The organism is Bacteroidota bacterium, from assembly GCA_016213405.1.
Lineage (GTDB): Bacteria > Bacteroidota > Bacteroidia > Palsa-948 > Palsa-948 > Palsa-948.
The window spans coordinates 1-23,129 of sequence record JACRAM010000023.1 but is presented as its reverse complement, the minus strand read 5'-3'; the positions used below and the strand labels follow the sequence as shown (position 1 = coordinate 23,129).

At 39.7% G+C, this 23,129-nt stretch carries 19 protein-coding genes; 9 read left to right on the top strand and 10 right to left on the bottom strand.

Annotated elements, in window-relative coordinates:
• Positions 1 to 4: 4 nt before the first annotated feature.
• The gene (locus HY841_02900; GenBank protein ID MBI4929684.1) at positions 5 to 1,294 is read left to right on the top strand and encodes a carboxylesterase family protein; all 1,290 of its coding nucleotides are present in this window, start codon (positions 5 to 7) and stop codon (positions 1,292 to 1,294) included.
• A 12-nt stretch (positions 1,295 to 1,306) separates the two neighbouring features.
• Complete coding sequence (locus HY841_02895) at positions 1,307 to 2,659, top strand: SGNH/GDSL hydrolase family protein (protein ID MBI4929683.1); 1,353 nt, start codon at positions 1,307 to 1,309, stop codon at positions 2,657 to 2,659.
• On the opposite strand, the gene HY841_02890 is transcribed toward HY841_02895, so the two are convergent.
• The 8 genes from HY841_02890 to HY841_02855 form a co-directional block, all read right to left on the bottom strand.
• The gene (locus HY841_02890) at positions 2,660 to 3,616 is read right to left on the bottom strand and encodes a T9SS type A sorting domain-containing protein (protein MBI4929682.1); all 957 of its coding nucleotides are present in this window, start codon (positions 3,614 to 3,616) and stop codon (positions 2,660 to 2,662) included.
• A gap of 54 nt (positions 3,617 to 3,670) precedes the next feature.
• Complete coding sequence (uvrB, locus tag HY841_02885; GenBank protein ID MBI4929681.1) at positions 3,671 to 5,683, bottom strand: excinuclease ABC subunit UvrB; 2,013 nt, start codon at positions 5,681 to 5,683, stop codon at positions 3,671 to 3,673.
• A gap of 39 nt (positions 5,684 to 5,722) precedes the next feature.
• The gene (locus HY841_02880) at positions 5,723 to 6,469 is read right to left on the bottom strand and encodes a shikimate dehydrogenase (GenBank protein MBI4929680.1); all 747 of its coding nucleotides are present in this window, start codon (positions 6,467 to 6,469) and stop codon (positions 5,723 to 5,725) included.
• The gene (locus HY841_02875; protein ID MBI4929679.1) at positions 6,466 to 7,098 is read right to left on the bottom strand and encodes a VTT domain-containing protein; all 633 of its coding nucleotides are present in this window, start codon (positions 7,096 to 7,098) and stop codon (positions 6,466 to 6,468) included. The genes HY841_02880 and HY841_02875 overlap by 4 nt, the downstream gene beginning before the upstream one ends.
• A 6-nt stretch (positions 7,099 to 7,104) precedes the next feature.
• On the bottom strand, positions 7,105 to 7,419 hold the full coding sequence (locus tag HY841_02870; protein ID MBI4929678.1) for a rhodanese-like domain-containing protein: 315 nt from the start codon (positions 7,417 to 7,419) through the stop codon (positions 7,105 to 7,107).
• A gap of 29 nt (positions 7,420 to 7,448) precedes the next feature.
• The gene (locus HY841_02865; protein MBI4929677.1) at positions 7,449 to 7,880 is read right to left on the bottom strand and encodes a hypothetical protein; all 432 of its coding nucleotides are present in this window, start codon (positions 7,878 to 7,880) and stop codon (positions 7,449 to 7,451) included.
• Between the two features lie 136 nt (positions 7,881 to 8,016).
• The gene (locus HY841_02860; protein MBI4929676.1) at positions 8,017 to 8,796 is read right to left on the bottom strand and encodes a phosphosulfolactate synthase; all 780 of its coding nucleotides are present in this window, start codon (positions 8,794 to 8,796) and stop codon (positions 8,017 to 8,019) included.
• Positions 8,793 to 10,232 (bottom strand): tetratricopeptide repeat protein, encoded by a 1,440-nt coding sequence (locus tag HY841_02855; protein ID MBI4929675.1) that lies wholly within the window; start codon positions 10,230 to 10,232, stop codon positions 8,793 to 8,795. The genes HY841_02860 and HY841_02855 overlap by 4 nt, the downstream gene beginning before the upstream one ends.
• Before the next feature lie 68 nt (positions 10,233 to 10,300).
• Between HY841_02855 and glmM the strand changes: the two genes are divergently transcribed.
• From glmM to HY841_02840, 3 genes are read left to right on the top strand one after another with little or no spacing between them, the layout of a single operon-like run.
• Positions 10,301 to 11,716, top strand: a complete 1,416-nt coding sequence (gene glmM / locus HY841_02850) for a phosphoglucosamine mutase (protein ID MBI4929674.1) — start codon at positions 10,301 to 10,303, stop codon at positions 11,714 to 11,716.
• Positions 11,713 to 12,867: a cysteine desulfurase gene (locus HY841_02845; GenBank protein ID MBI4929673.1), complete on the top strand. Its 1,155-nt coding sequence runs from the start codon at positions 11,713 to 11,715 to the stop codon at positions 12,865 to 12,867. Before glmM ends, HY841_02845 begins: the two co-directional genes overlap by 4 nt.
• A 16-nt stretch (positions 12,868 to 12,883) precedes the next feature.
• Positions 12,884 to 16,387 (top strand): tetratricopeptide repeat protein, encoded by a 3,504-nt coding sequence (locus HY841_02840; protein ID MBI4929672.1) that lies wholly within the window; start codon positions 12,884 to 12,886, stop codon positions 16,385 to 16,387.
• 382 nt (positions 16,388 to 16,769) lie between these two features.
• Here HY841_02840 and HY841_02835 read toward each other — a convergent pair whose 3' ends face one another.
• Positions 16,770 to 18,377, bottom strand: a complete 1,608-nt coding sequence (locus HY841_02835) for a hypothetical protein (protein MBI4929671.1) — start codon at positions 18,375 to 18,377, stop codon at positions 16,770 to 16,772.
• A gap of 21 nt (positions 18,378 to 18,398) precedes the next feature.
• Positions 18,399 to 18,776, bottom strand: coding sequence for a hypothetical protein (locus tag HY841_02830; protein MBI4929670.1), 378 nt, complete (start codon positions 18,774 to 18,776; stop codon positions 18,399 to 18,401).
• A gap of 213 nt (positions 18,777 to 18,989) precedes the next feature.
• Here HY841_02830 and HY841_02825 point away from each other — a divergent pair, with 213 nt between their 5' ends.
• The 4 genes from HY841_02825 to HY841_02810 form a co-directional block, all read left to right on the top strand.
• The gene (locus HY841_02825; protein ID MBI4929669.1) at positions 18,990 to 19,253 is read left to right on the top strand and encodes a hypothetical protein; all 264 of its coding nucleotides are present in this window, start codon (positions 18,990 to 18,992) and stop codon (positions 19,251 to 19,253) included.
• 23 nt (positions 19,254 to 19,276) lie between these two features.
• Positions 19,277 to 19,462 carry a hypothetical protein gene (locus tag HY841_02820; GenBank protein ID MBI4929668.1) on the top strand — a complete coding sequence of 62 codons (186 nt, stop codon included), beginning with the start codon at positions 19,277 to 19,279 and terminating at the stop codon, positions 19,460 to 19,462.
• Positions 19,463 to 19,625: 163 nt separating this feature from the next.
• On the top strand, positions 19,626 to 21,464 hold the full coding sequence (locus HY841_02815) for a T9SS type A sorting domain-containing protein (protein ID MBI4929667.1): 1,839 nt from the start codon (positions 19,626 to 19,628) through the stop codon (positions 21,462 to 21,464).
• Positions 21,465 to 21,536: 72 nt separating this feature from the next.
• The coding region (locus HY841_02810; GenBank protein ID MBI4929666.1) for a hypothetical protein at positions 21,537 to 23,129 on the top strand (1,593 nt) is incomplete at its 3' end.

Below are 23,129 nucleotides of genomic sequence, written 5' to 3'. Positions count from 1 at the left end.
CCGAATGAAAAAACTTTTCATCACTTCTGCCACCTGTCTTCTGACTTCTTACATTCTTTTCGCTCAGAACTATTGCGGCTCTTCGCGGTATGATACGGTTGTGTTTAGTAATGTGACTATAGACAGCACTGTTGTTTATGGCTCGAACACAAATATCAACAATCAGACAGAAATACTTAAATTGAATGTTTACCAGCCAACCGGTGACACTGCGGCAATTCGCCCGTTAATTATTTTGGCTCATGGCGGAAGTTTTATGGGCGGAGATAAAAGGGATATGTCATATATATGTATGGAAATGGCGAAGCGCGGCTATGTGGCTGTGTCAATTAATTACAGGTTAGGAATAGGTTTTCCGATTGACAGCATTCATGCGATGAGAGCAGTTTGGCGCGCAACTCAGGATATGAAAGCATCCGTCCGCTTCTTCAGGAAAGATGCTGCAACCACGAATAGTTATAAAATAGATCCAAACATGATTTTTATTGGTGGCGCTTCTGCTGGAGCAATCATGGCAGTGCATTATGCGTATCTTGACCAGCCGGCAGAAATTCCATCTACTATCGATACAACTATTGTTGGTGGACTTGAAGGAGCCAGCGGCAACTCCGGTTATTCTTCCGATGTAAAAGCGATTATTAATATTTGTGGTGCGATTGCCGATACATGCTGGATGAAACCGGGTGATAAAAATATGGTGAGTTTGCAGGGAAATAATGATAATACAGTTCCTTACTGCTCGGACTTTGTTTACTTAATCTCTTTCAAAATCATGATCATTCACGGACTTGGAACAATGGTTCAGCGCGCAAATCACATAGGGCTTTATAATCCTGTACATACATTTTATGGACAGGATCATGGTTCTCCAGGTGATACCATTAATATTGATACAACCATCGTTCTTGCAAGCGATTTTCTTTATAAACAGATGGGATGTATCCCATCTAATACAGTCGATTATACGAACAGTCCTCTATGCCTTACGAACCTTCCCAATACTCCTGCATGTATTTTGAATGCAGGAACAAATGATATTGTTTTGACTAATGAAAAAGTATTTCTTTATCCCAATCCCGCTTCAGAAAATTTGACTCTTACGTTATTGGAAACGAAAGGAAGAAATTTTTTTGGGGAAATTCTTGACATCACGGGAAGAAAAATAAATGAATTTAATTTCAACAGTGATAATTACCTCATCATGAGAAATGGAATTCAATCTGGTATTTATCTTCTGAAATTGAAAACCGATGCAGGAGAATCATTTACAACAAAAATTATTTTCACTGACTAAAAGCGTGGACTCATGAAAACTAAAATTTGTATTTATTTCTTACTTCTTACTTCTTACTTCTTACTTTCTACTTGCCGTCCCAATTTGAAAAACCCTGAACCTTCATCAGGCGATGCCGACTTTTCAAAATTCATTGCATTAGGCGGAAGTTTCATTGCTGGATATCAGGATGGCGCGTTGTATAAAGACGGACAGCAATATTCGCTTGCCTATCAACTGGCAAAATACATTCACCTTGCAGGAGGACCCGCTGAATTTGTTCAGCCATTCATGCCGGATAATTCCGGACTTGGACTAAATCCAAAGTCGTGGGAAAGTGATTTTGAAACATCAAGCAAGCTTCGTTTCAAAGCAGATTGCAAGGGAGTTTCTTCTTTGTTTCCCATAAAAGATGATTTCAATATTTCTTCTGCCGGAATTTATTTGCAGCATCAGAGCGGCAACTTTCAAAACTTCGGAGTGCCTTTTGCGAAAATTTCTGATTATACTAATTCTTCTCTCGGAAATTCAGGAAATAGCAATCCGTATTACGCTCGTTTTGCCAGTAGCGCAGGAGTCTCCACTATGCTCAGCGATGCGAAAGCGCAACAGCCAACATTTTTTGCTTTGTGGGCAGGCATGGAAGATGTTTATGATTATGTGAGTCATGGCGCTTATAGCACTACCATTCTTTCTCCTTCATCCTTCTATACAAAACTTGACTCTGTTCTTTCGCAACTTCCCTCACAGGGAGTGATTGCGAATATTCCTGATTTTACTTCATTTCCTTTTTACACAACTATACCTTGGGATGGTCTTGAACTCACCAGGAATCTTAAAGATTCTCTTAATATGCTATACTTTGGCGATTCTTTATATTCCGGTTCTACAGCTTTTCAAATAGGAAAAAATGGTTTTATGATAGAAGACCCTGCTTCAACGGCTCCACCTCCCGGCTACCGCAAAATGAGAAACGGAGATTATATTTTGCTCAGTGTGCCGATAGATTCAATGAAATGTAATTTTCTTGGAGCGTTTACTCCAATGCCAGACCAATATGTTTTAGATACTTCAGAGGTTAAAGTGGTTAACCAGATTATTGCTGACTACAATAATGTAATTACAGTAATGGCGCAGAAATATAAACTCGCCTTAGTGGATATGAATGCGTATTTCAAAAAAGTTCAAACAGGAATAAAATGGGATGGAGAGGATTTCAACGCGGAGTTTGTGAGCGGAGGATTTTTTTCACTGGATGGTTATCATCCCAATCAAAAGGGGTATGTGCTTGTTGCCAATGAATTTATACGTGCGATTAATTCAAAATACAATGCAACAGTTCCATGGGTGAATTGCCCTGAATGCAGCGGGATTAAATTCCCGTAATTATTTTTCAACTACAAGTTTTTCAACAATCCTTCTCTCAGAATTATTTGAAGTAAGTTCTATTAGGTATATTCCGTTATGAATATTTGCAATGTTGATTTGTGTAGTTCCGGAAATATTTTTCAGATTCAAAATTTCCTGTCCAAGAACGTTTCGCATAACTAAAGAAAATTTTTCTTTTTGATTTGAAGGAAGCGATAGGGTCACTTCATTGCCGGCAGGATTTGGATAAATCAACACATCTTCAGATTGATTGTTTTCATTTACTGAAATCGGATTGCCGCAGGGTGCGCAACCGGGAGTGAATCTGTATCCATCATTAGTTGCCACCCATTGAGTCGGATAATTTCTGCCGGGAACTGCGAGTGCCAGAGTGCCGGTAGCATCTTGTATTCCTTCAATAGCCGCACCGCTGTTCCATGTAGTGCAAGTATCTTTGTTGAGAATATGTATTTCGATTACGTTTGAAGTTTCATAAAGAATTATCTGGCTCGTTGAAGTCAAATTATTGCATGTAGCAGAAAACATCGGTATGTTGTTAAATGACACAACAAATTTCCGGTTGGGAGTAGTTCCACTTGTATTGTAGGTAATGGCGCCTCCTAATGAAGCATCCACATCCTGCCATGGAGCCATGATGGAGTTTAATAAATCGGCCGGAGTTGTAGAAGGAATGGCAGCGCTGATGGGCCATGTATTATATCCGCTTGCGTTTGCCAAATTAAAAGAAATAACTTCATTGGAGCCGATGACACACTGGTTGAAAGTATCTCCATAAAAACAAAAAGTAAATCCGATTGGAATTACTCCGGACCACTGATCGTCTATGTTTACTAGAGCAGGAGTTCCTGCATTGCTTTCCGGAGCATAGAGTATTGAATCGGCTGTATAGCATTGAGAAAAGGAAATACTTGTGATAAACGTGAGGGAAAGAATAATTGGTAATAGTATTTTCATTTGCGTGAAATTTAATTGTTAAACAAAGATAAAATAATAAAGAGAACAAAAAAATTATTTTTTTAATTTTTTCTCCATTGCAAACAGTTCGTCCCTCAATCTGGCGGCTTCCATAAAATCCATTTCTTTTGCCGCACGGGAGATTTCTTTTCTCAGTTTTAAAATTACTTTTTCAACTTGTTCCTGCGTCATGTATTGGGTAACAGGGTCGGCTGCGTAATCAAGAGTTTCTTTTTCTATATAGGCATATGGAGATGTTCCTCCTGCGCCTCCTCCTAAAGGAGTTAATTTGCTTTTTGCTTTTATGATGGACTGTGGGGTAATGTTGTGTTTGTAATTATATTCAATTTGTTTTTTTCTTCTGCGTGTAGTTTCATCCATGGTTTTTTGCATGGAGTCGGTAATTTTATCTCCGTACATGATAACTTTTCCATTCACGTTGCGCGCGGATCTTCCTGTTACTTGCACGAGTGAGCGCTCCGAACGAAGGAATCCTTCTTTATCAGCGTCAAGAATTGCAACAAGGGAGACTTCAGGCAAATCCAATCCTTCGCGTAAAAGATTTATCCCAACGAGAACATCAAATAAACCAAGACGCAAATCTCTGAGTATTTCCACGCGCTCCATTGTGTCAATGTCAGAATGAATATAACGGCAGCGCACTCCAGCGTTGGCAAGAAATTTGGCGAGTTCTTCTGCCATTCTTTTTGTGAGTGTGGTGACGAGTACGCGTTCATCACGCTCTGCTACTATTCTTATTTCTTCCAGCAAATCGTCAATTTGATTTTGTGTGGAACGAATTTCAATCATCGGATCAAGCAAACCTGTAGGTCGGATTAGTTGCTCCACTACAATCCCTTCGGATAATTTTAATTCAAACTCAGAAGGTGTTGCGCTCACAAAAATTACCTGATTCAAAAGTTGTTCAAACTCGTCAAACTTGAGCGGGCGATTATCCATAGCTGCGGGAAGGCGGAAGCCATATTCCACCAGAACTTCTTTGCGCGAGCGGTCGCCTCCATACATCGCATGTATCTGCGGAATGGTGGCGTGGCTTTCATCGATCACCATCAGGAAATCATCCGGGAAATAATCCAGCAGGCAGAACGGACGGGTGCCTGGTTTTCTTCCGTCAAAGTAGCGCGAGTAGTTTTCTATTCCCGAACAATAACCGAGTTCTTTCATCATCTCTACATCGTGCGTAACGCGGTCGTACAAACGTTTTGCTTCTTCTGCTTTTCCGATTTCGGTATAATAATCAACTTGTTTGCCCAAATCGAGTTGAATGTTAGAGATAGCCTTATTGATGGTGTCAGGTGATGTGACAAAAATATTTGCAGGATAAATTATGTAGCTGTCAAACTTTTCCATCATCCTTCCTGTAGATGTTTCAAAAGTTTTAATTTCCTCTATCTCATCTCCGAAAAATAATATGCGAACGGAATAATCCGCATAGGCAAGATTCACATCAACAGTATCTCCTTTCACACGAAAGTTTCCACGATTGAAATCTATTTCTGTTCTTGAATATAGGGAAGCAACTAATTGATGAAGAAATTTATTTCTGCTGATCTTATCTCCTTTTTTTATGGATACAATATTTTTATGAAACTCTGCAGGATTTCCGATGCCGTAAATGCAACTCACGGATGAAATCACAATTACATCCCTTCTGCCGGAGAGCAAGGCGGAAGTAGCGCTCAGGCGAAATTTTTCTATCTCATCGTTGATCGCTAAATCTTTTTCAATATAAGTATTGCTTGAAGGAAGAAATGCTTCCGGCTGGTAATAATCATAGTAAGAAACAAAATATTCCACTGCATTCTTTGGAAAGAATTGCTTGAACTCACCGAATAATTGTGCAGCGAGTGTTTTGTTGTGGCTGAGCACGAGCGTTGGTTTTTGAGTCTGCTGAATCACATTCGCCACTGTAAAAGTTTTTCCTGAACCTGTTACGCCAAGCAGAGTTTGAAAAGACATTTTGTTATTCACGCCTTTCACCAATTGTTTGATTGCATCTGGCTGGTCGCCTGTGGGGTAAAATGAGGATGTGAGATTAAAATTCATCAATACAAAGTTAATAAAGTCCATCCCTTTGGGAAGGATTTAGGATGGGCTGTTCCAGATTTCCCAAGACTTTTCAGCTTGCAGGTGTAGCATCTCCAATCCGTTTTTTGCCTGCGCTCCATTTTCTTTCCCTTTTTTCAGGAATAGAGTTTCTTCAGGATTGTAAGTTAGGTCGTAGAGCAAATGCGCTGAAGAAAGAAACTTATAAGGTATATTCGGATAGTTATTAATGTTAGGAAACATTCCCAGAGGAGTTGCATTGATAATTAATAAATTTTCTTGAATTATTTTTTGGTTTATTTCTGTGTAAGATAAATGGTTTATAGTTCTTGAAACATACCTAAATTTAATTTTAAGCTTATCTAAAACATATACTACTGCTTTTGCTGCTCCGCCAGTTCCTAAGATAAGAGCGTGTGTATGATAAGATTTGAGAAGAGGAATTAATGATTTCTCAAAACCAAAAATATCTGTGTTGTATCCAGCCATCCGCCATCCGCCATCCGCCATCTGCCATCGTTTTATGCAGTTTACTGCGCCAATTTCTTTTGCAGAAGCATCCACTACATCCAGAAACTTAATCACATTCTGCTTATGAGGAATCGTAATGCTTAATCCACATAGCGATGGTGTAGACTTAATGAGTTCTGGAAATTTATTTATGTCATCTAAAAGAAAATTTCTGAATTCGCAATCTGGAATATTTTCAATCTTAAATTTTTCAGTAAAGTATTTTTGAGAGAAAGAGTGAGAGAGAGGAAAACCAATCAGTCCGTATGTTTTCATTTCTTCGCAAGTTTGTGTTTCATATATTCAAAAATAATAGGAAGAATGGAAATGAAAATAATTCCAAGCGCAACCAGTTCAATGTTTTTTCTTATCCATTCAATTTCTCCCAGGAAATATCCGGCAAATGTCAAACTCAGAATCCATATGGCTCCTCCTATAATATCAAACGGTAAAAATTTTTTATAATCCATTTGTGCTATGCCCGCAACGAATGGTGCGAAAGTTCGTACAATGGGAACAAACCTTGCCATAATTATTGTCTTTATTCCGTATTTTTCATAGAAGGAATGTGTTTTGTTCAGGTATTCCTGTTTAACGATATTCTTTCCTCTTAGTTTTATTTTCAGCACTTTCAGTCCGAGAGTTCTTCCAATCCAGTAGTTTGAATTATCGCCAAGCACAGCTGCTACAAGAAGAAGAAGAAGAAGAAAACTAATATTCATATATCCGAGTCTTGCAAACAACCCTGCAGTAAAAAGAAGAGAATCGCCCGGGAGAAACGGAAAAGCAACTACACCCGTCTCAATAAAAATAACAATAAATAAAATTACATACACTGCTGTTCCGTATTGCTGGAACAGCCATTCAAAATCAAGATGAAGAATATGTTTGAATAATTCTATCAAGCGGAATTAATATTTTGTCATGGCAGTATCAATTTCATCCGCCCATGCGAGAATTCCGCCTTTGAGGTTGTGAATATTAGTAAATCCGTTTTGTTCCAGTGCTTGTGCAATGGCACCTGAACGTTTTCCTGAACGGCAATACACGACTACTTTTTTGTCTTTAGAAATTTTATCAAGGTTATCCATTACTTCCCCCATGGGAATTAACTGGCCTCCAATGCTGGCAATATCCACTTCATTTTCTTCGCGCACATCAATGAGCTGAAAATCTTCTTCAGCATCCATCATCTTTTTTAGATCTGTACAAGTAATCTCCTTCATACGACTTTGTTTTTTAGTGGTTGTTAATATTAACGAGTCCATTTTTCAATTATTATAATTGCAGGTACTAGAATAGGAACTATTATAAAGGAATAGGCTATAAGTCCCCACGCAGAGATAAGCATAAAAGAACCAAATTCTTTTCTGTCTATGGTAAAGTCCGACCAAATAAATAAAGTAAAAACAATTGCCACCCAACAGCCACCAATACAAATTCCAAATAAAGAAAAGAATCTTCTTTTTTTGAATTTACAGGAACCCCATCCTAACAAAGGACTAATTAGCAGGCTCGCTATAAATAATGGAATCAGTAATTTGAAATTGTCTTTTATTATTTCTAGTATGGGGAAATTATCCATTGTCAAAGAGCCAACTAATGGAAAAATAGTAATGATAATTACAAATAATAAGGACCCGATAAATAAAACCATCAATGATTTCAGACTGTTTTCTAAAATCATCTGCGTTGTAGTATTGTGATTGTTATGCATCTATTTTTTTTGTAGATGATTTTCATATTCTTTGAAGTGAATTTTGTAAATCATTATGGATGATAACATGCCTTTTGCTTCATTCCTAAAACATTCGCTACAATCTCTATGTTTTTTTAATTAATTCTTTAGGAAGGAAAGTAAAAAATGTATCTCCTCTCAAACCAAGGCGTAATGTTTCAAGCGACAGCGCTTCTTCAGGCGCGATATTTCCGAGATTCACATTCACGCCTAATTGTTTAATCCACCACACCTGTTGCGATTTTTTTGGCGCTTCCCAGATGATGTTTTCCTGTTTTACATTAGCTGTAATTTTTTTCACAAGAGATTCGTGAGCATGTCCGCTTGAACGGTAAATTCCAACTGTTCCGCTTTCTCTTGCTTCCGCAATTACTTTCCATGAGCCTGCTTCAATTTCTTTGTTCATCATCTTAATCCACATGGCGGGATGAATAATGATTCCTTCTTCTTTTGAACCAACTTCTGATAGCACTGTGTAATTCTTAGAGAGTTTTGAAATGTATTCGCATTTTTTATCGTGTTTAATTTCTATAGAGCCATCAGATACTTCTGCTGCATCAAGTTTATATTTGTCTATGAACTCGCAATACTCGTCAAACATTCCCCGAATAATAAATGCTTCAAAGAGTGTACCGCCAAAATAAACTTTCATATCTGCTTCCTTGTAAAGTTTTATTTTTTCGGCAAGATTTTTTGTAATCACAGAAGTGCCGAATCCGAGTTTGATGAAGTCAATGAAATCGCTGGCGCTTTCAATCAGGTCTTCTGCCTGACGGATGCTGAGCCCTTTATCCATCACCATCGTAACGCCATCTTTTCTCGGGCGTTTTGTTCTTTTTGGAATATGCGGGAGTGTTATATTCATCTTTTTCTGTAGGATTTAATCATGTCAATCACGGTTCTGTTTTTTCTGAGTTCGGGTAGGAATTTAAAAATCTCTTTGTGTTTTTTGTAATCCAGTTGAAGTGCGCTCTGAAGATACGTGAGCGCTTCTTGTTTTTTCCCAACCCACAAAAGGCAAGCAGCCATTCGGTAAAAAAGTTCTGCACTGTCGGGGTGATGCTTGATTCCCATAGCGAGAATTTCAACAGCTTCTTCTTTTTGTCCCTCTTCAAAAAGTAAATTGGAATAATCCAGCCAGATATTTTCTACGGAAGGATCAATCTCAGTTACTTTTTTGTAGGCATCAATGGCTTCATCAATGAAACCTAATTTCTGATAGGCATCTCCTATCACATACCAATAATCCGCGTTTGTTTTGTCAATCTCAATTGCCTTTTTCAGGTAATGAATTCCCTGTGTAAGTTTATCCTGCTGGTCAAGAACAATTCCCATTCCTATCCACGCATCAGCAAGATTCGGGTCAAGTGAAACTGCCCGATTGTAATTGACGAGCGACTGCTCAAAATTTTTCAGCTTCTCATAGCACTCTCCGATATAGCAATACGTTATCGCTTCAGGTTTTTCATGCTTGAATGTTTCTTCGTAGCAGGCAATCGCTTCTTTGAGCTTATCCAGATTGGCGAGCGAGTTTGCTTTGTTGAAATAGGCTGGCGCGAAATCTTCTTTTATTGCGATGACATAATCATACGCTTCAATTGCTTTTTCAAAATTGCCGAGGCGGTTATATACGACACCCAAATTAAACCAGGCGCAGCTGCTGTAAGAATGCTTGTCAAGAAATTTATTAAAGTATTCTACCGCTTCGTTATCTTTTCCACCCACTTCAAAACAATAGGAGATTTCATAGAGCGCAGCATCGTTCTTAGGATTAATATCTATCACTTTCTTCAGACAAAAAATTGCATCATCAAACTCTTCAAGGTTCTCATGTTCGAATGCGAGATACAAATATCCGTCTTCAATAAGTTCTTTCTGACCTTCGGCATGCTCAATTGCTTTTTTGAAATTCTCAATTGCTTTTTCAGGAAGTCCTGTCAGGCTGTAAATAGAACCGCGTGTCATAAAAATTTCCGGATGAAGCGGGTCAATGATTTCCGCCTGTGAGAGAAGTTCAAGCGCCTTGCGTGTTTCCTTGTTCGCGCTGAGCATCTGTGATTTTCGGATGGTAAATTCTATGGAGAAAGGATATTGCTCCAGCGCAAAATCAACCGCCTTGAGCGCCTTCTGATATTGGTTGGAAGTGAGAAAATAATCTATAAGAATGTCGAATTCATCCGCATCAAAAAAAGCGCGTGTATTATTTTCAAGCATTTCTTCAAAGCGCTTTATCAAATCATTGTGCTGCATGGCAAACAAAGTTAAAAGAAAATGAATAGCGGATATTTTGAAATCATTCACACGTTTTATTTTTTTTAACTCTTAATCCACCCGAAAAATTATCTTTGTTCCTCTTAAAATCAGGCAACGTGCTTATAAAATCCATATCAGGAATTCGCGGAACAATTGGCGGCAAGACGGGCGAGAACCTGACTCCTGCCGATATTGTAAAATTCACTTCTGCTTATGGAACCTGGGTGATTAACCAAAAAACGAAAGGGAAAAAAGTAAAAGTAGTGATTGGAAGAGATGCGAGAATCTCTGGAGAAATGGTGAGTAAATTAGTTTCATCTGCTTTACTAGGTCTCGGAATTGATGTGGTTGATTTGGGGTTATCCACAACACCCACGGTTGAGATTGCAGTGACAGATGAAAAAGCGAACGGAGGAATCATTATTACAGCCAGCCATAACCCGAAACAATGGAACGCCTTGAAACTTCTGAATGCTGATGGTGAATTTATTTCTGAAAAAGAAGGACAGCTGGTTTTGAAAATAGCTGAAGAAGAAAATTTTGCATTTGCGGATGTTGCTTCTCTCGGAAGGAAGACAGAAGTAAATGATTATTTTAAGAAACACATAGATAAAATTCTTGCACTCAATTTAGTTGATAAAAAAGCAATCAAGGAAAAGAAATTCAGGATTGCTGTTGACGCTGTGAACTCCACAGGTGGAATCGCTGTTCCGATGCTTCTGGAGGCGCTTGGTGTTGAAACTATTTTTAAAGTGAATTGCGATCCTACCGGTGATTTCGCCCATAATCCTGAACCTCTGCCGGAACACCTTCGTGATTTATCTAAAGCGGTAACAAAAAATAAAGCGCACCTCGGCATAGCGGTTGACCCTGATGTGGACCGCCTTGCGATAGTTTGCGAAGACGGAGAAATGTTCGGTGAAGAATATACACTGGTGGCTGTAGCGGATTATATTTTGAAGCATTCAAAAAAAGGAAATACCGTTTCAAACCTTTCCTCCACCCGCGCGCTGAAAGATGTAACAGAAAAAGCCGGAGGAAGTTATTTTGCTTCCGCAGTCGGAGAAGTGAATGTGGTGGAGATGATGAAAAAACAGAAAGCAGTGATTGGCGGAGAAGGTAATGGCGGAGTGATCTATCCTGAAATACACTACGGAAGAGATGCGCTGGCAGGCATTGCTTTGTTTCTTACACATCTTGCAAAGTTTGGAAAATCATGTTCTATGCTCAGAGCCAGTTATCCGGATTATCATATTTCAAAAAATAAAATAGAACTGATAAATGGAATTGATGTAGATAAAATTCTGGCAGGTGTAAAAGAAAAATATAAAAAGCAGCCGATCAGTACGGTGGACGGAGTTAAGATTGAATTCGGAAAAGAATGGGTTCATCTCCGAAGGTCAAACACAGAGCCCATCATCCGGATTTATTCTGAAAGCGAGTCGCAGTCAACAGCAGATAATTTGTCCCAAAAAATAATTTCAGATATCAAAGAACTTATTAAGTCAAACCGAAACGTGCATTCATCATGACGGTTTATCTGGACAATGCCGCTACCACTCCTCTCGACAAAGAAGTTTTAGATGCAATGCTTCCATTCATGCAGGAGCATTTCGGAAATCCTTCTTCCATACATTCTTTTGGCAGAAAAACGCGCGCTGCCATTGAAGGAGCCAGAAAAATAATTGCAAAGAATCTGAATGTTTCCCCTGCCGAAATATTTTTTACTTCCGGAGGAACAGAAGCCATCAACACCGCCATCAGAAGTGCAGTGGATGATTTAGCGGTGAAACATATCATCACCAGTAAAATCGAACACTATGCAGTTCTTCATTGTGTTGAAGCGCTTGAACGTGCAGGAAAAATAAAACTAAGTTATATCAATCTCGATAAGAAAGGCCATATTGATTTGAATCATTTGGAAGAGTTAGTTGCAAGTGGTCAGCCGTCAGGTGATAAGCAACAACGGACATTTGTTACGTTGATGCACGCCAACAATGAAATCGGAAATCTTCTCCCGATGAAGAGAGTGGGGGAGATATGTGAAAAACACAATGCAATTTTTCACTGCGACTCTACGCAAACGATGGCGCATTATAAAATAGATTTGCAAAGCGTGAATGTTCATATGGTAAATGGCACAGCACATAAATTTCACGGGCCGAAAGGAATTGGTTTTTTATATATCAGCAGCAAAGTCAAAATTCAACCGCTGATTTATGGTGGCTCGCAGGAAAGAAACATGCGTGGTGGAACTGAAAATCTTTATGGCATTGTTGGAATCGGAAAAGCGTTTGAGATTGCCCATCGTGAGATGCAAGCGCATCACGCTCATATTCAGGGATTGAAAACCTACATGATTGAACTGCTGGAAAAAAATATTCCGGGAATTGAATTTAACGGTGACGCAAAAGGAAGTTCGCTTTACACGGTTCTGAATGTGCAGTTCCCCCCTACAGAAAACGCAGAGATGATGCTTTTTAATCTTGACATAGCAGGAATTGCTGTATCGGGCGGAAGCGCCTGCGCTTCTGGCAGCAACCAGGGCTCGCATGTTCTGAAAACGATTGGTGCAGATATGAATCGTCCGTCAGTAAGATTTTCTTTCAGCAAATACAATACAATAAAAGAAATTGACTATTGCGTTGCAAAATTGAAAGAGTTGTTCTTAGTGAAAGTTTAAATTTGTTTTTTTTATCGTGAAATTCCCCAGACAATATCCGCTAGTACTATTCTTCTTTCTTTATTATTTTTCTTTTTCTCATTCTCAGGTAATTGACAGCCTTAAAAATGTTTTGAAGTCAGCGAAAGAGGACACTAATAAAGTCAATACACTCTCCAACCTTGCCTGGCAACTGCATAACATTGACAAATATGATGAGTCGTTAAAATATATTAAGGATGGTATTGCGCTGGGAGAAAAACTTAAACACCATTCCGAACTTGCTATTCTTTACAGGCGGTACGGAGATTACTTCAACTACACGGGAGATTATGTTGAAGCGTTGCAGGAGTACACAAAAGCTCTTGACCTTGAAACGCTTTCGAGCCGAAAAGATAAGATGGCTGTTTGTTACGAACGGATTGCTAAGTTGTACGTAACCACCAAGCAGTATCCGAAAGCGGTGTCTAATTTTCTGGATGCGGTGAAACTTTGCGAATACCTGGGCGACACCATGCGCACGGTTGATATTTTTATTTCGCTCTGGAACGTTCATTACAAAAAAATGGATGATGCAAAGAATGCTGCCGGTTATTTAAACCGCGCTCATGAGTTAGTCAATAACTCTTCAGGCGATAGTTTGCGTGGAATAGTATATAATAAAATCGGAAAGTTTTATTTCAAAGAAGGAGATTATGAAAAGTCAGCCGAATTTTTAAACAAAGCCATGCATCTTCATTTGGAGAAGAATGACAAGAAGCGGCTCTCCACAGATTATTATGATATTGGAAACCTCTATGAGAATACCGGAAATTATCAGAAGGCGCAGGAATATTACCGGAAAATATTAGCGATACGGGAAGAAATCGGAACAAAGCACGATCAGGCGCTGGCAAATAACAATGCCGGATGGGGCTATCAGTTAACAGGCGATTATCTGAGAGCGCTTGAACTGCAACTCAAATCATATAGGTTGTATGTTGAAACAGGAGACGATGTGAATATCGCTTATCCGCTCGGAAATCTCGGAATCATTTACAACCAATTGGGCGCGTTTGAAAAAGCCATTGAGTATTCAACAAAGGCAATGGCGCTTTTTGAAAGGAACAAAGATTTCGGTGGGGTGGCAGAAGCGTATAACAATATTGGAAATGCATATAGTAATCTGGATAAGTATGATAAAGCAATTGAGAATCTTCAGAAAGGATTAGATGTTGCGAAGAGTGAAAGTAATGATTACGAAACAAAAAATTCGTATGAAGGGTTTGCCGATGTCTATCAAAAGATGGGAGATTACAAAAAGGCATTTCAGTCCTATAAACTATTTTCTCAGGTGCGCGACAGCATCATGAACCAGGAAAATATTGAGCGCGTAAGCCGCATGCATTTCAGTCTGGAGAATGAAAAAAATCAGAAAGCGATTGAACTGCTGAATAAAGACGCGCAACTGAAAGAAGCAGAACTGAAAAAACAGCGCACCATTATTTACGCGGCAATAGTTGGAGTTATTCTCACCCTGCTGCTGGTGTTTTTCGCCTTTCGCGGCTATTTGAGAAACCGGAAAACAAATGAACAGCTTTCCCGTTTTAATTCAGAAATCTCCTCTCAGAAAAAAGAAATTGAAAACACTTATCAGAATGTAAAACTTTTGAGCGAAATCGGAAAACAAATCACGTCCTGCCTCACGGTAGAGAAAATCATCGAGACCACGTATGAAAATATTAATCAGCTGATGGATGCTTCCTCCTTCTGGATCGGCATTTACAATGAAACCACGCAGCGCCTTGAATATCCGCTCGGAAAAGAAAAAGGAAAAACAGTGGGCTCTGCGTATTACAATTTATCTGAAAACAACCACCTGCCTGTTTGGGCGTTCAAAAACCAGAAAGAAGCTTTTGTGAATGATTATTTGAAGGACTATGCTAAATACATTCCTAACGGCATGCCTCCTAAACCCGTTGCCGGAGAAATGCCTGAATCATCTATCTGGATTCCGCTCATTTCAAAAGACAGGCACACGCTGGGCATTATCACCATTCAGAGTTTCAAGAAAAATTCGTACACCGAATATCACCTTAACATTGTCAGGAATCTGGCGCTCTTTACTTCCATCGCTGTTGAAAACGCACTGATGTATGAGCAAGTGGAGCGAAAAGTTAAAGAGCGCACCGCCCAGGTGGTGAAACAGAAAGAAGAAATTGAACTCACCTATAAGAATATAAAACTGCTCAGCGAAATAGGGCAGCAGATCACTTCCTGCCTCTCGGTGGAGAAAATTATTGAGACAGCGTATGAAAACATTAACCGCCTGATGGACGCGTCTGTTTTCTGGATTGGAATTTATAATCAGCCCGGGAACCGTTTGGATTTTCCGGGAGCATTTGAGAAAAGAAAAAGACTTCCGTTCTTTTTTATTCCGCTGGACGATCACAACAAGCTTTCCTCCTGGTGCTTCAACAACAAGCAAAGTATTTTCCTGAACGATGTTCAAAACGGATTCCGCAATTACCTTCCGCACCTTACTTCCTATGGAGCCGTGATGGGAGAAATGGTATCCTCCATCATTTACCTGCCGTTGATCTCGAAAAACAACAAAGAGGTGGGCGTGATAACCGTTCAGAGTTTCAAAAAGAATGCCTACACGGAATATCACCAGAACATTCTGAAGAGTCTTGCCGTGTTTGTGAACATCGCTCTTGAAAACGCGTTGATGTATGAAGGGGTAGAACAAAAAGTGAAAGACCGAACCATGGAAGTGGTGAAACAGAAAGAAGAGCTGGAAGAAAAAAACAAAGACATCACCGACAGCATCAAATATGCATCGCGCATTCAGCACGCGCTGCTGGCAAGCGATGATTACATCAGCAAACAGTTGATGGATTATTTTGTTTTTCTTAAGCCGAGAGATATTGTGAGCGGAGATTTTTACTGGATGGCGGAGAAAGGCGATAAACTATTTTTTTCGGTAGTGGATTGCACCGGTCATGGCGTGCCCGGAGCGTTTGTCAGCATCATTGGCAATAACGGATTGTACCGCGCTGTGAATGAATTCGGATTGGAGAAACCCTCAGAGATACTCGATAAACTGAACGAACTGGTGGAAGAAACTTTCAGGCAGAGCAGCAATGGCGAGATAAAAGACGGAATGGATATTGCGCTTTGCTGTTATGACCGCAAGAATAAAACACTGGAGTTTGCCGGAGCCAACAATCCGCTGTATCACATCAGCAACGGGGCGCTCACCGAAATAAAAGGCGACAAGCAGCCCGTAGGCGCTTTCGAGAACAGAAAAAAGTTTACCAACCAAATCATCAGTATAAAAGAGAACGATTCAATTTATATTTTCTCCGATGGCTATGCCGACCAGTTTGGCGGCTCGCATGCAAAGAAATTCAAGTACAACCAGTTTAAAGCCATGCTTCTCTCCATGCAGGATAAACCAATGACAGAGCAAAAAGAAGTTCTTGACAAAACAATTTTAAGCTGGATGGGCGATTTAGAACAGGTGGACGATATCTGCGTGATTGGGGTGAGGGTGTAAGGACAAGGAAGATGTAAGAGGGCATGGTTCGGCTTTGCTCAACACAGGGATGGCAGAGGGTAAAGTAAATTTACCGTGAGTTCGGGTTCAAAGTAAAATGTTGTTCGACCCCGAAGGGGTCGGATGTGAATAGCTAAATGTTTTTCTATTCACATTGGACTCCAAAGGAGTCCAATAACAAACAATGCTTTCGGATTAAAATCAATGTAGTAGGACTTACGCACTTTGGACTAAAGTCCCTATTATTTTTCATTATTTGCCACGACCTTAAGGTCGTGGCTATTGAAATAACCGAAAAAATGGCTTCAGCCAAAAGAGTGCGTAAGTCTTATGTAGAATAAGTTTGAACCCGAATTTAAGTTAAATATAGAAGAGAAATGATTTACTGGAAAACAACTTTCTTTTTCCCTTTACTTGGAGAAGGGGCGGGGATGGGCTTCTTCATCTTACTTGCAAACCACTCATGAAAAGGGAAAAGCTCGTGGGTGAAGGGCTCCCATTTTAGTTCGGAGTCTGGAGTTTTGAGTTGGGAGTGAGCAGCCATTTTTGATTTTGAATTTCCTTCAAACTCCGAACTCCCTGCTCCTAACTTTTCCATGTATTTATCCGTGCCGCCATTCAATAGGTTGAACCCAAATCCTTTTCTTTCCGCCATCAGCAGCAGGTTGCGTATTATTTTATCGCGCGCGCTGATAGGAGCTTCAGCTTTTGTGCGGGAGAAAAACTTTTTTAAACTATACACCGCCAAACTGGCTTCATCCAATTGGTTCATTTCAACCAGCGTCATTATTTTGAGCGTGCGCCTGCCTATTTCCCAGCCGGCTTTGTCTGCCGATAGTTCTCTTTCCTGCGAAAGAAGGTTGAGCGCCTCGCGGAATCTTTCTTTCTTGAAGAGCGCGTTGGCAAGCAGGTAATGGTATTTGGCATCGCGGAACTCGCCCAGTTCTTTGCGGGTGGCGGACGAAATCATTTTCTCCGCCATCGTAATGGCATCTTCATATTTCTCCATGGCAAACAGGGCGTAAAACTCCTGCTCAAGGGCGATGCAATAGTTTTCTGAACCGGCATTGAAATACTTTTGCGCTTCGCGTGCATCCTTTGCCGCCTGCGTATAATCTTTTAAATAAAACTCGCAGCGCGAAAGATTATCATACACCACTCCCAAACGCTGCCTGCGGTAAACCGATTTGTTCTCCATAACAACATCTAATAATTCCAGACAAACGCTGCGGGCTTTAGAATAATTATTGCGGTGCTGATAAAACCCCAGCTCTAAAAACTTGTGATAATATTTTATGTAGGCGGATTTTGTCTGCTCGTAATATCCGTCTAGCTCGGCAGTGGCTATTGCAAAAAATGTATTTAGCTTTTTATCATCGGGCTTGCTTGTATAATCGCTTAATAGTTTTAACTCATGATAACAATGCTCCGCTTTATTCATCATGCGGTTGAACTCCAAATACTTTTCCATTTCCTTATTAATCTGTTCAAACTCTTTTTTTCCTTTCTTCCAGTTTATTGTTGTTTTCTTTAGCTTAAGATGTTCTACTAGGATGGAATACTCCTCGTATTCTTTTGCGAGAAGAATAATTTCATCGAGCATATAAGGCAGCAATGGTAATTTCTTTTTAGAAAAATACAATTGCCTGAACTGGGCGCTCTTCTTATTTATCTTGACGATGGCATAATCGGCTTCGTCCAAATCCTTCTGTTTGTCGTCAGAAATATCGGTGAGCAGCAGGTCTAATATTTTTTCTTTCAGGCGGTGTTTGAGCACCACAAATGTTTCTGCTTTTTGGGGAGTTCCGTAAATATAAATGCAGCAGGTTTCCGCTTCCGGCAGTTCGCTGCGGCTTTGCAGGTAATCAAAGAGTTTTAATGACAGGGTGTTTTCTTCTCCCTCTCTGCTGGCAAAGCAGGAAAGAAATTTTTTAACAAGTTGTGTTTCGTTGGGCGTTAAACTGTGTATGAGCGAATAAAGTATTTCCATGTTGTGTATTGCAAATCAGAATTAATCATTCAAATACCCCATTCTTCTACGGAGCAACATTGCCTCAGGAAGGGTATCTTCTTGTCTGGCTGGCGAATCATTAAAAAAGGGTACTGGCGCGTTATCCAGAATCATCGCTTCCAGCAATATGTCTCGCAGCCGGATGCACAGTTTTAAAAGAAACTCCTGCGATTTTTTATCTGTGAAGCCGCACCAAATTTCTTTACTACAATCCTTTAGAGCAGGGCATTTTTTTTGACTGAGCAGGTAATCGAATAATCTTTTTATAAAGGTGTTTGCCTCCACAAAACGCATGAATTTTTTTTCATATCGTATTGCTTCGGGCGTTAAACCGTGAATGAATTCATGAAGATGTTCTATGGTGTTTGGATTAATCATTAAACAAAGGTATAAGAAAAAAACAATTTTCAAACAAAATTATATAGCCGAATGTAATCAGAAGCCGATTTTGTCCCCCGATTTTTTCAACGGGGGTTGTTCCTTTGTTTTCTAAACCGATTACACCGATTCTGAAAACCAATGATTCCACTGATAAAAAACCATCTGTGTAATCTATTTCTGAAATCTGTGTAATCACAAAAACAAAACACAATGAAAAAATTAATTCTTTCTTCCGTCATGCTGTTCGGCATGTTTGCCATCAGCGCGGCTCCTGCAGCAAAAGTGCAGTGCGGTGTGAGCGATGACCAGATTGCCTACTATCTGCAAACCTGCTCGCATCATCACACGGTTTATTGGGTGCGTGATATTGTGGGCACATGCAACTCGGCAGCAGGAATTGAACTAGGAACCGCCACGGTTTACGTAAGCAATGGAGTTATTGTTAGTCATGCGGATCCAAAATCGCCTAATTAATAAAGAAAAGAAAAAACATCGCTATGAAACAAAACAATAAAACCAGCAACGGCATAAAGGATATGTTCAACTACAAAGCCATAAACGGTTTGCTTGAGAATATATTTTTTGTTGCCTTGCTGGTGATTGCCGCGGGGGCGTTGTGCGAATATGTGCTCAAGCCCCTGTGGCATTTGTTGAAAGGTTATTTGACGATGCCCCTGCCTTAAAGGGAGAAAAAAAACAGTTGCTAAATCCCTAAAGGATGAAAGGCAAAGTACGAGTTACGAAATACGATATACGAGGGATGGATTTAACTCGTACTTCGTATTTCGTATAATTAATCTCCCTTTAGAGTAGGGGTAAAACACAAACAATAAAAACAAAATCAAAATGAAAAAACTTAACTTTACAAAGACAATATTGCTGGGAGTGGCAATTTGCTTAACGGCAAATGGAGTGTTTGCACAACCAACTACGCCAACATGGGCAAAAACATGGAACAGTTCAAGCACTAAAATTGATGCTGGATATGCTATAACCACCGATGCATCAGGAAATGTGTATGTAACAGGAGCAGAGAATACTTCTAATCCGGTAACTACAGATCGTTCTATACAAACCATTAAGTATAACCCTTCAGGTACTTTAGTATGGAATACACGAACTAATGTTGTTTCCTCTACAGGCAATTGTGATGTAGAAGCCGGCTACGCAATTGCAGTTGATGCCAGCGGGAATGTTTGGGTTGCTGCTGTTACTTATACTACTTCTGCTTCAGAATATGATGACCTTACACTGATTAGATATAACTCTTCAGGAGTTGTTCAAACTAATTATCCAAAACATTATGTTGATTTAGATAATTGCGGTACGGGTGGAGGTGTTCCAAGGGGAATTTGCCTTGCAGTTTATGACGCAAGTAACGTATATGTAGGAGGTTCTTCATTTGACGGTACCAACTGGAAATTAATTGTTCTCAAGGATAATGTCGGCAATTCTGGGTGGGGATGGAGCGGTACGCCATACACCAAATCAGGAAGTTCTGCCGGTTACGGAAAGGAACATTGTGCAACCGATTTAAAGGCGACCTCAAGCGCTGTATATGTAACGGGATGGATACAAAATACTAGCCAAGGGAGAGATTGGTGGACAGCTCAACTCAACGCTTCAACCGGTTCACAAACATGGGGCGCTCAATATGATAATAGTGCAAGCACATTGTCTGATGTTCCAAACGCTTTGGCTGTTGATGGTGCAGGCAATGTTTATGTTGCGGGTTATAGAACTACCTCTTCAAATGGAACGGATGGTGTGATAATAAAATATAACAGCAGCGGTAGTCTAATATGGACAACCCCCTACAACAATTCAAGTTATAATAAAGATGAAGTTTTCACTGATGTGGCGATTGGTGTTAAATGCACTTCCTATGATATAGTATATGCTGGAGGATATATGGTAAAAAATACGGGTGCTTCAGCGGATGCCGATTATTTGCTTGCCGCTTATGATGCAAATGCAGGAGGACTTTCTACATGTTGGAGTACAAATCCTGTAACTTATGATGGTGCAGCATCTGCACCTGAAGCAAGTGGAACTGATTACGGATATGCAATAGAATATGCATCCATAACAAACAGAATATATATATCGGGTATGAGTGATGAACTTGTTGGCAGTACCAAGACCATAAATATTACTACGCGGGGATATAATGCTACTAATGGAAGCAATGTTTGGAGTGCTTCTTATGATTATGGTTCTGATGCCATTTTAGCAGATGATGGGATGTTTTGGAAATATGGTTTAAAAACTGTTTACAAAAGTTGCTATGGAATAGATTTTGTTTATGTGGAAGGAAATAGTGTTGTTCAGAATGAAAGTAATGATTTTATCACCTTAGAATATGGTGCAACTGGTGCCTGTGATGGACCTGTACTTGATGGAGGGCGGTATGCACAATTATCAGAAAGCAACTCTGTTGAGTATGGACTATATCCCAATCCATTTTCTACAAATGCTGTTTTAACATTGGCTGCTGAAACTAAAATCAACAATGCGGTTTTATCGGTTTATGATATTACAGGCAGAGTAGTTTCAGCAATCAATAATATTAACTCAGGCGATATTGTTATTGACAGAGGAAATATGCCGCAAGGTTTGTATTTTTATAAGTTATCTGATAGCGCAGGAATTATTGCATACGGAAAATTTATTATTGCAGATTAATACAAATAAATTTATGCAGAGAGTGCCATTGATTTTTTTGGCGCTCTCTGCTTTTTTTAATACCTTTATGAAATGAAAAATAACTTACAATTAATTTTTATTTTATTTGCCGTCAGAGGTTTTCTTCCGCCTGTTTCTTGTGCGCAAATTCCAAGCTGGGCATGGGCAAAACAAGCAGGAACAAACATGAATGTAGAGGCGTTTTCCGTTACTGCCGATGCTTCAGGCAATAGTTATGTGATGGGAATGTTCGCAGGAACATCTATCACCTTTGGTAGCACTACGTTGAACGCTCTTGTTGGTTCCACAGTAACTGGCGACATATTTCTTGTTAAATATAATGCCATTGGAGGTGTGGTTTGGGCAAAAAATGCAGGGGGAAAGGATTGGGATCAAGGCGAATCAGTTGCTTCTGATGGTTTTGGAAATTTATATATGGCAGGATGGTATTGGAGTGACACCATCATTTTTGGCTCCGATACCTTAATCAATGCCGGTGTCTCCGGTTATCCTATCGGCACTACAGATATGTTTATTGCGAAATACGATACTGCCGGAAATATCCTTTGGGCAAAAAGGGCGGGAGGAACTTTGGGTGATTCTGCATTATCTGTTACTGCCGATGCTTTCGGAAATGTTTATGTGGTTGGAAGTTTTAAAAGTTCATCCATCACCTTTGGCTCTACTACATTGACCAATGCAGGTGGTAATTATGCTATGTTTATTGTGAAGTACGATGCCAACGGCAATGTTCTGTGGGCAAAAAGCGCGGGTGGAAATAATCCTGATTGTCCAGCATCCGTTTCTTCCGATGCCTCCGGTAATGTTTATGTGGCGGGAACGTTTAGGAGTTCTTCCATTACTTTTGGCTCTACTACATTAACAAATACGAATTCTGGATGGGCAGAAATATTTATTGTTAAATACGATGCATCTGGAAATGCTCTATGGGCAAAAAGCGCCAGTGGAATTACGGGTGATTATGCAACCTCTGTTTCTTGTGATGCGTTTGGTAATGTTTATATGGCAGGATATTCTTATAGTTCCTCTATCACTTTTGCTTCTATTACCCTGCCACATATCAATGCTTCTGATATATTCATTGTAAAATACGATACTTTGGGAAATGTGCTTTGGGCGCAAAGGGCGGGTGGGGGAGGTAATAATGATGCTGCGTGGTCGATGGTTGTAGATAATTCAGGTAATATCTATTTGACAGGAGAATTTTCAAGTAATACCATCATCTTTGGCTCAACTATTTTAAGTTCTCCCAATAATTCAGCAGACATATTTGTGGTAAAATACGATTCGTCTGGGAGTGTGATTTGGGCGATAAGAGTTGGTGGAAATGATGCAGATATTCCTAAATCTATTGTTGCAGATGCTTCTGGCTATGTATATGTGGCAGGATATTTTGAAAGTCCGTCAATTTCCTTTGACGCCACTACATTAAGCACCAGCGCTCAGATACATAAGATGTTTATTGCAAAGTTAGGCATAGTTACCGGAGTCAATGAATTTATCAATAAAGAAGAAATAAATATTTATCCTAATCCCACGGGCGGGGTGTTTAATTTGAAGATGGGTCAATTTGAGAATTTGAAAATGAAGAGTATTGAAATCTATAATGTATATGGAGAAAAGATTTTCTACAATAATCATTTT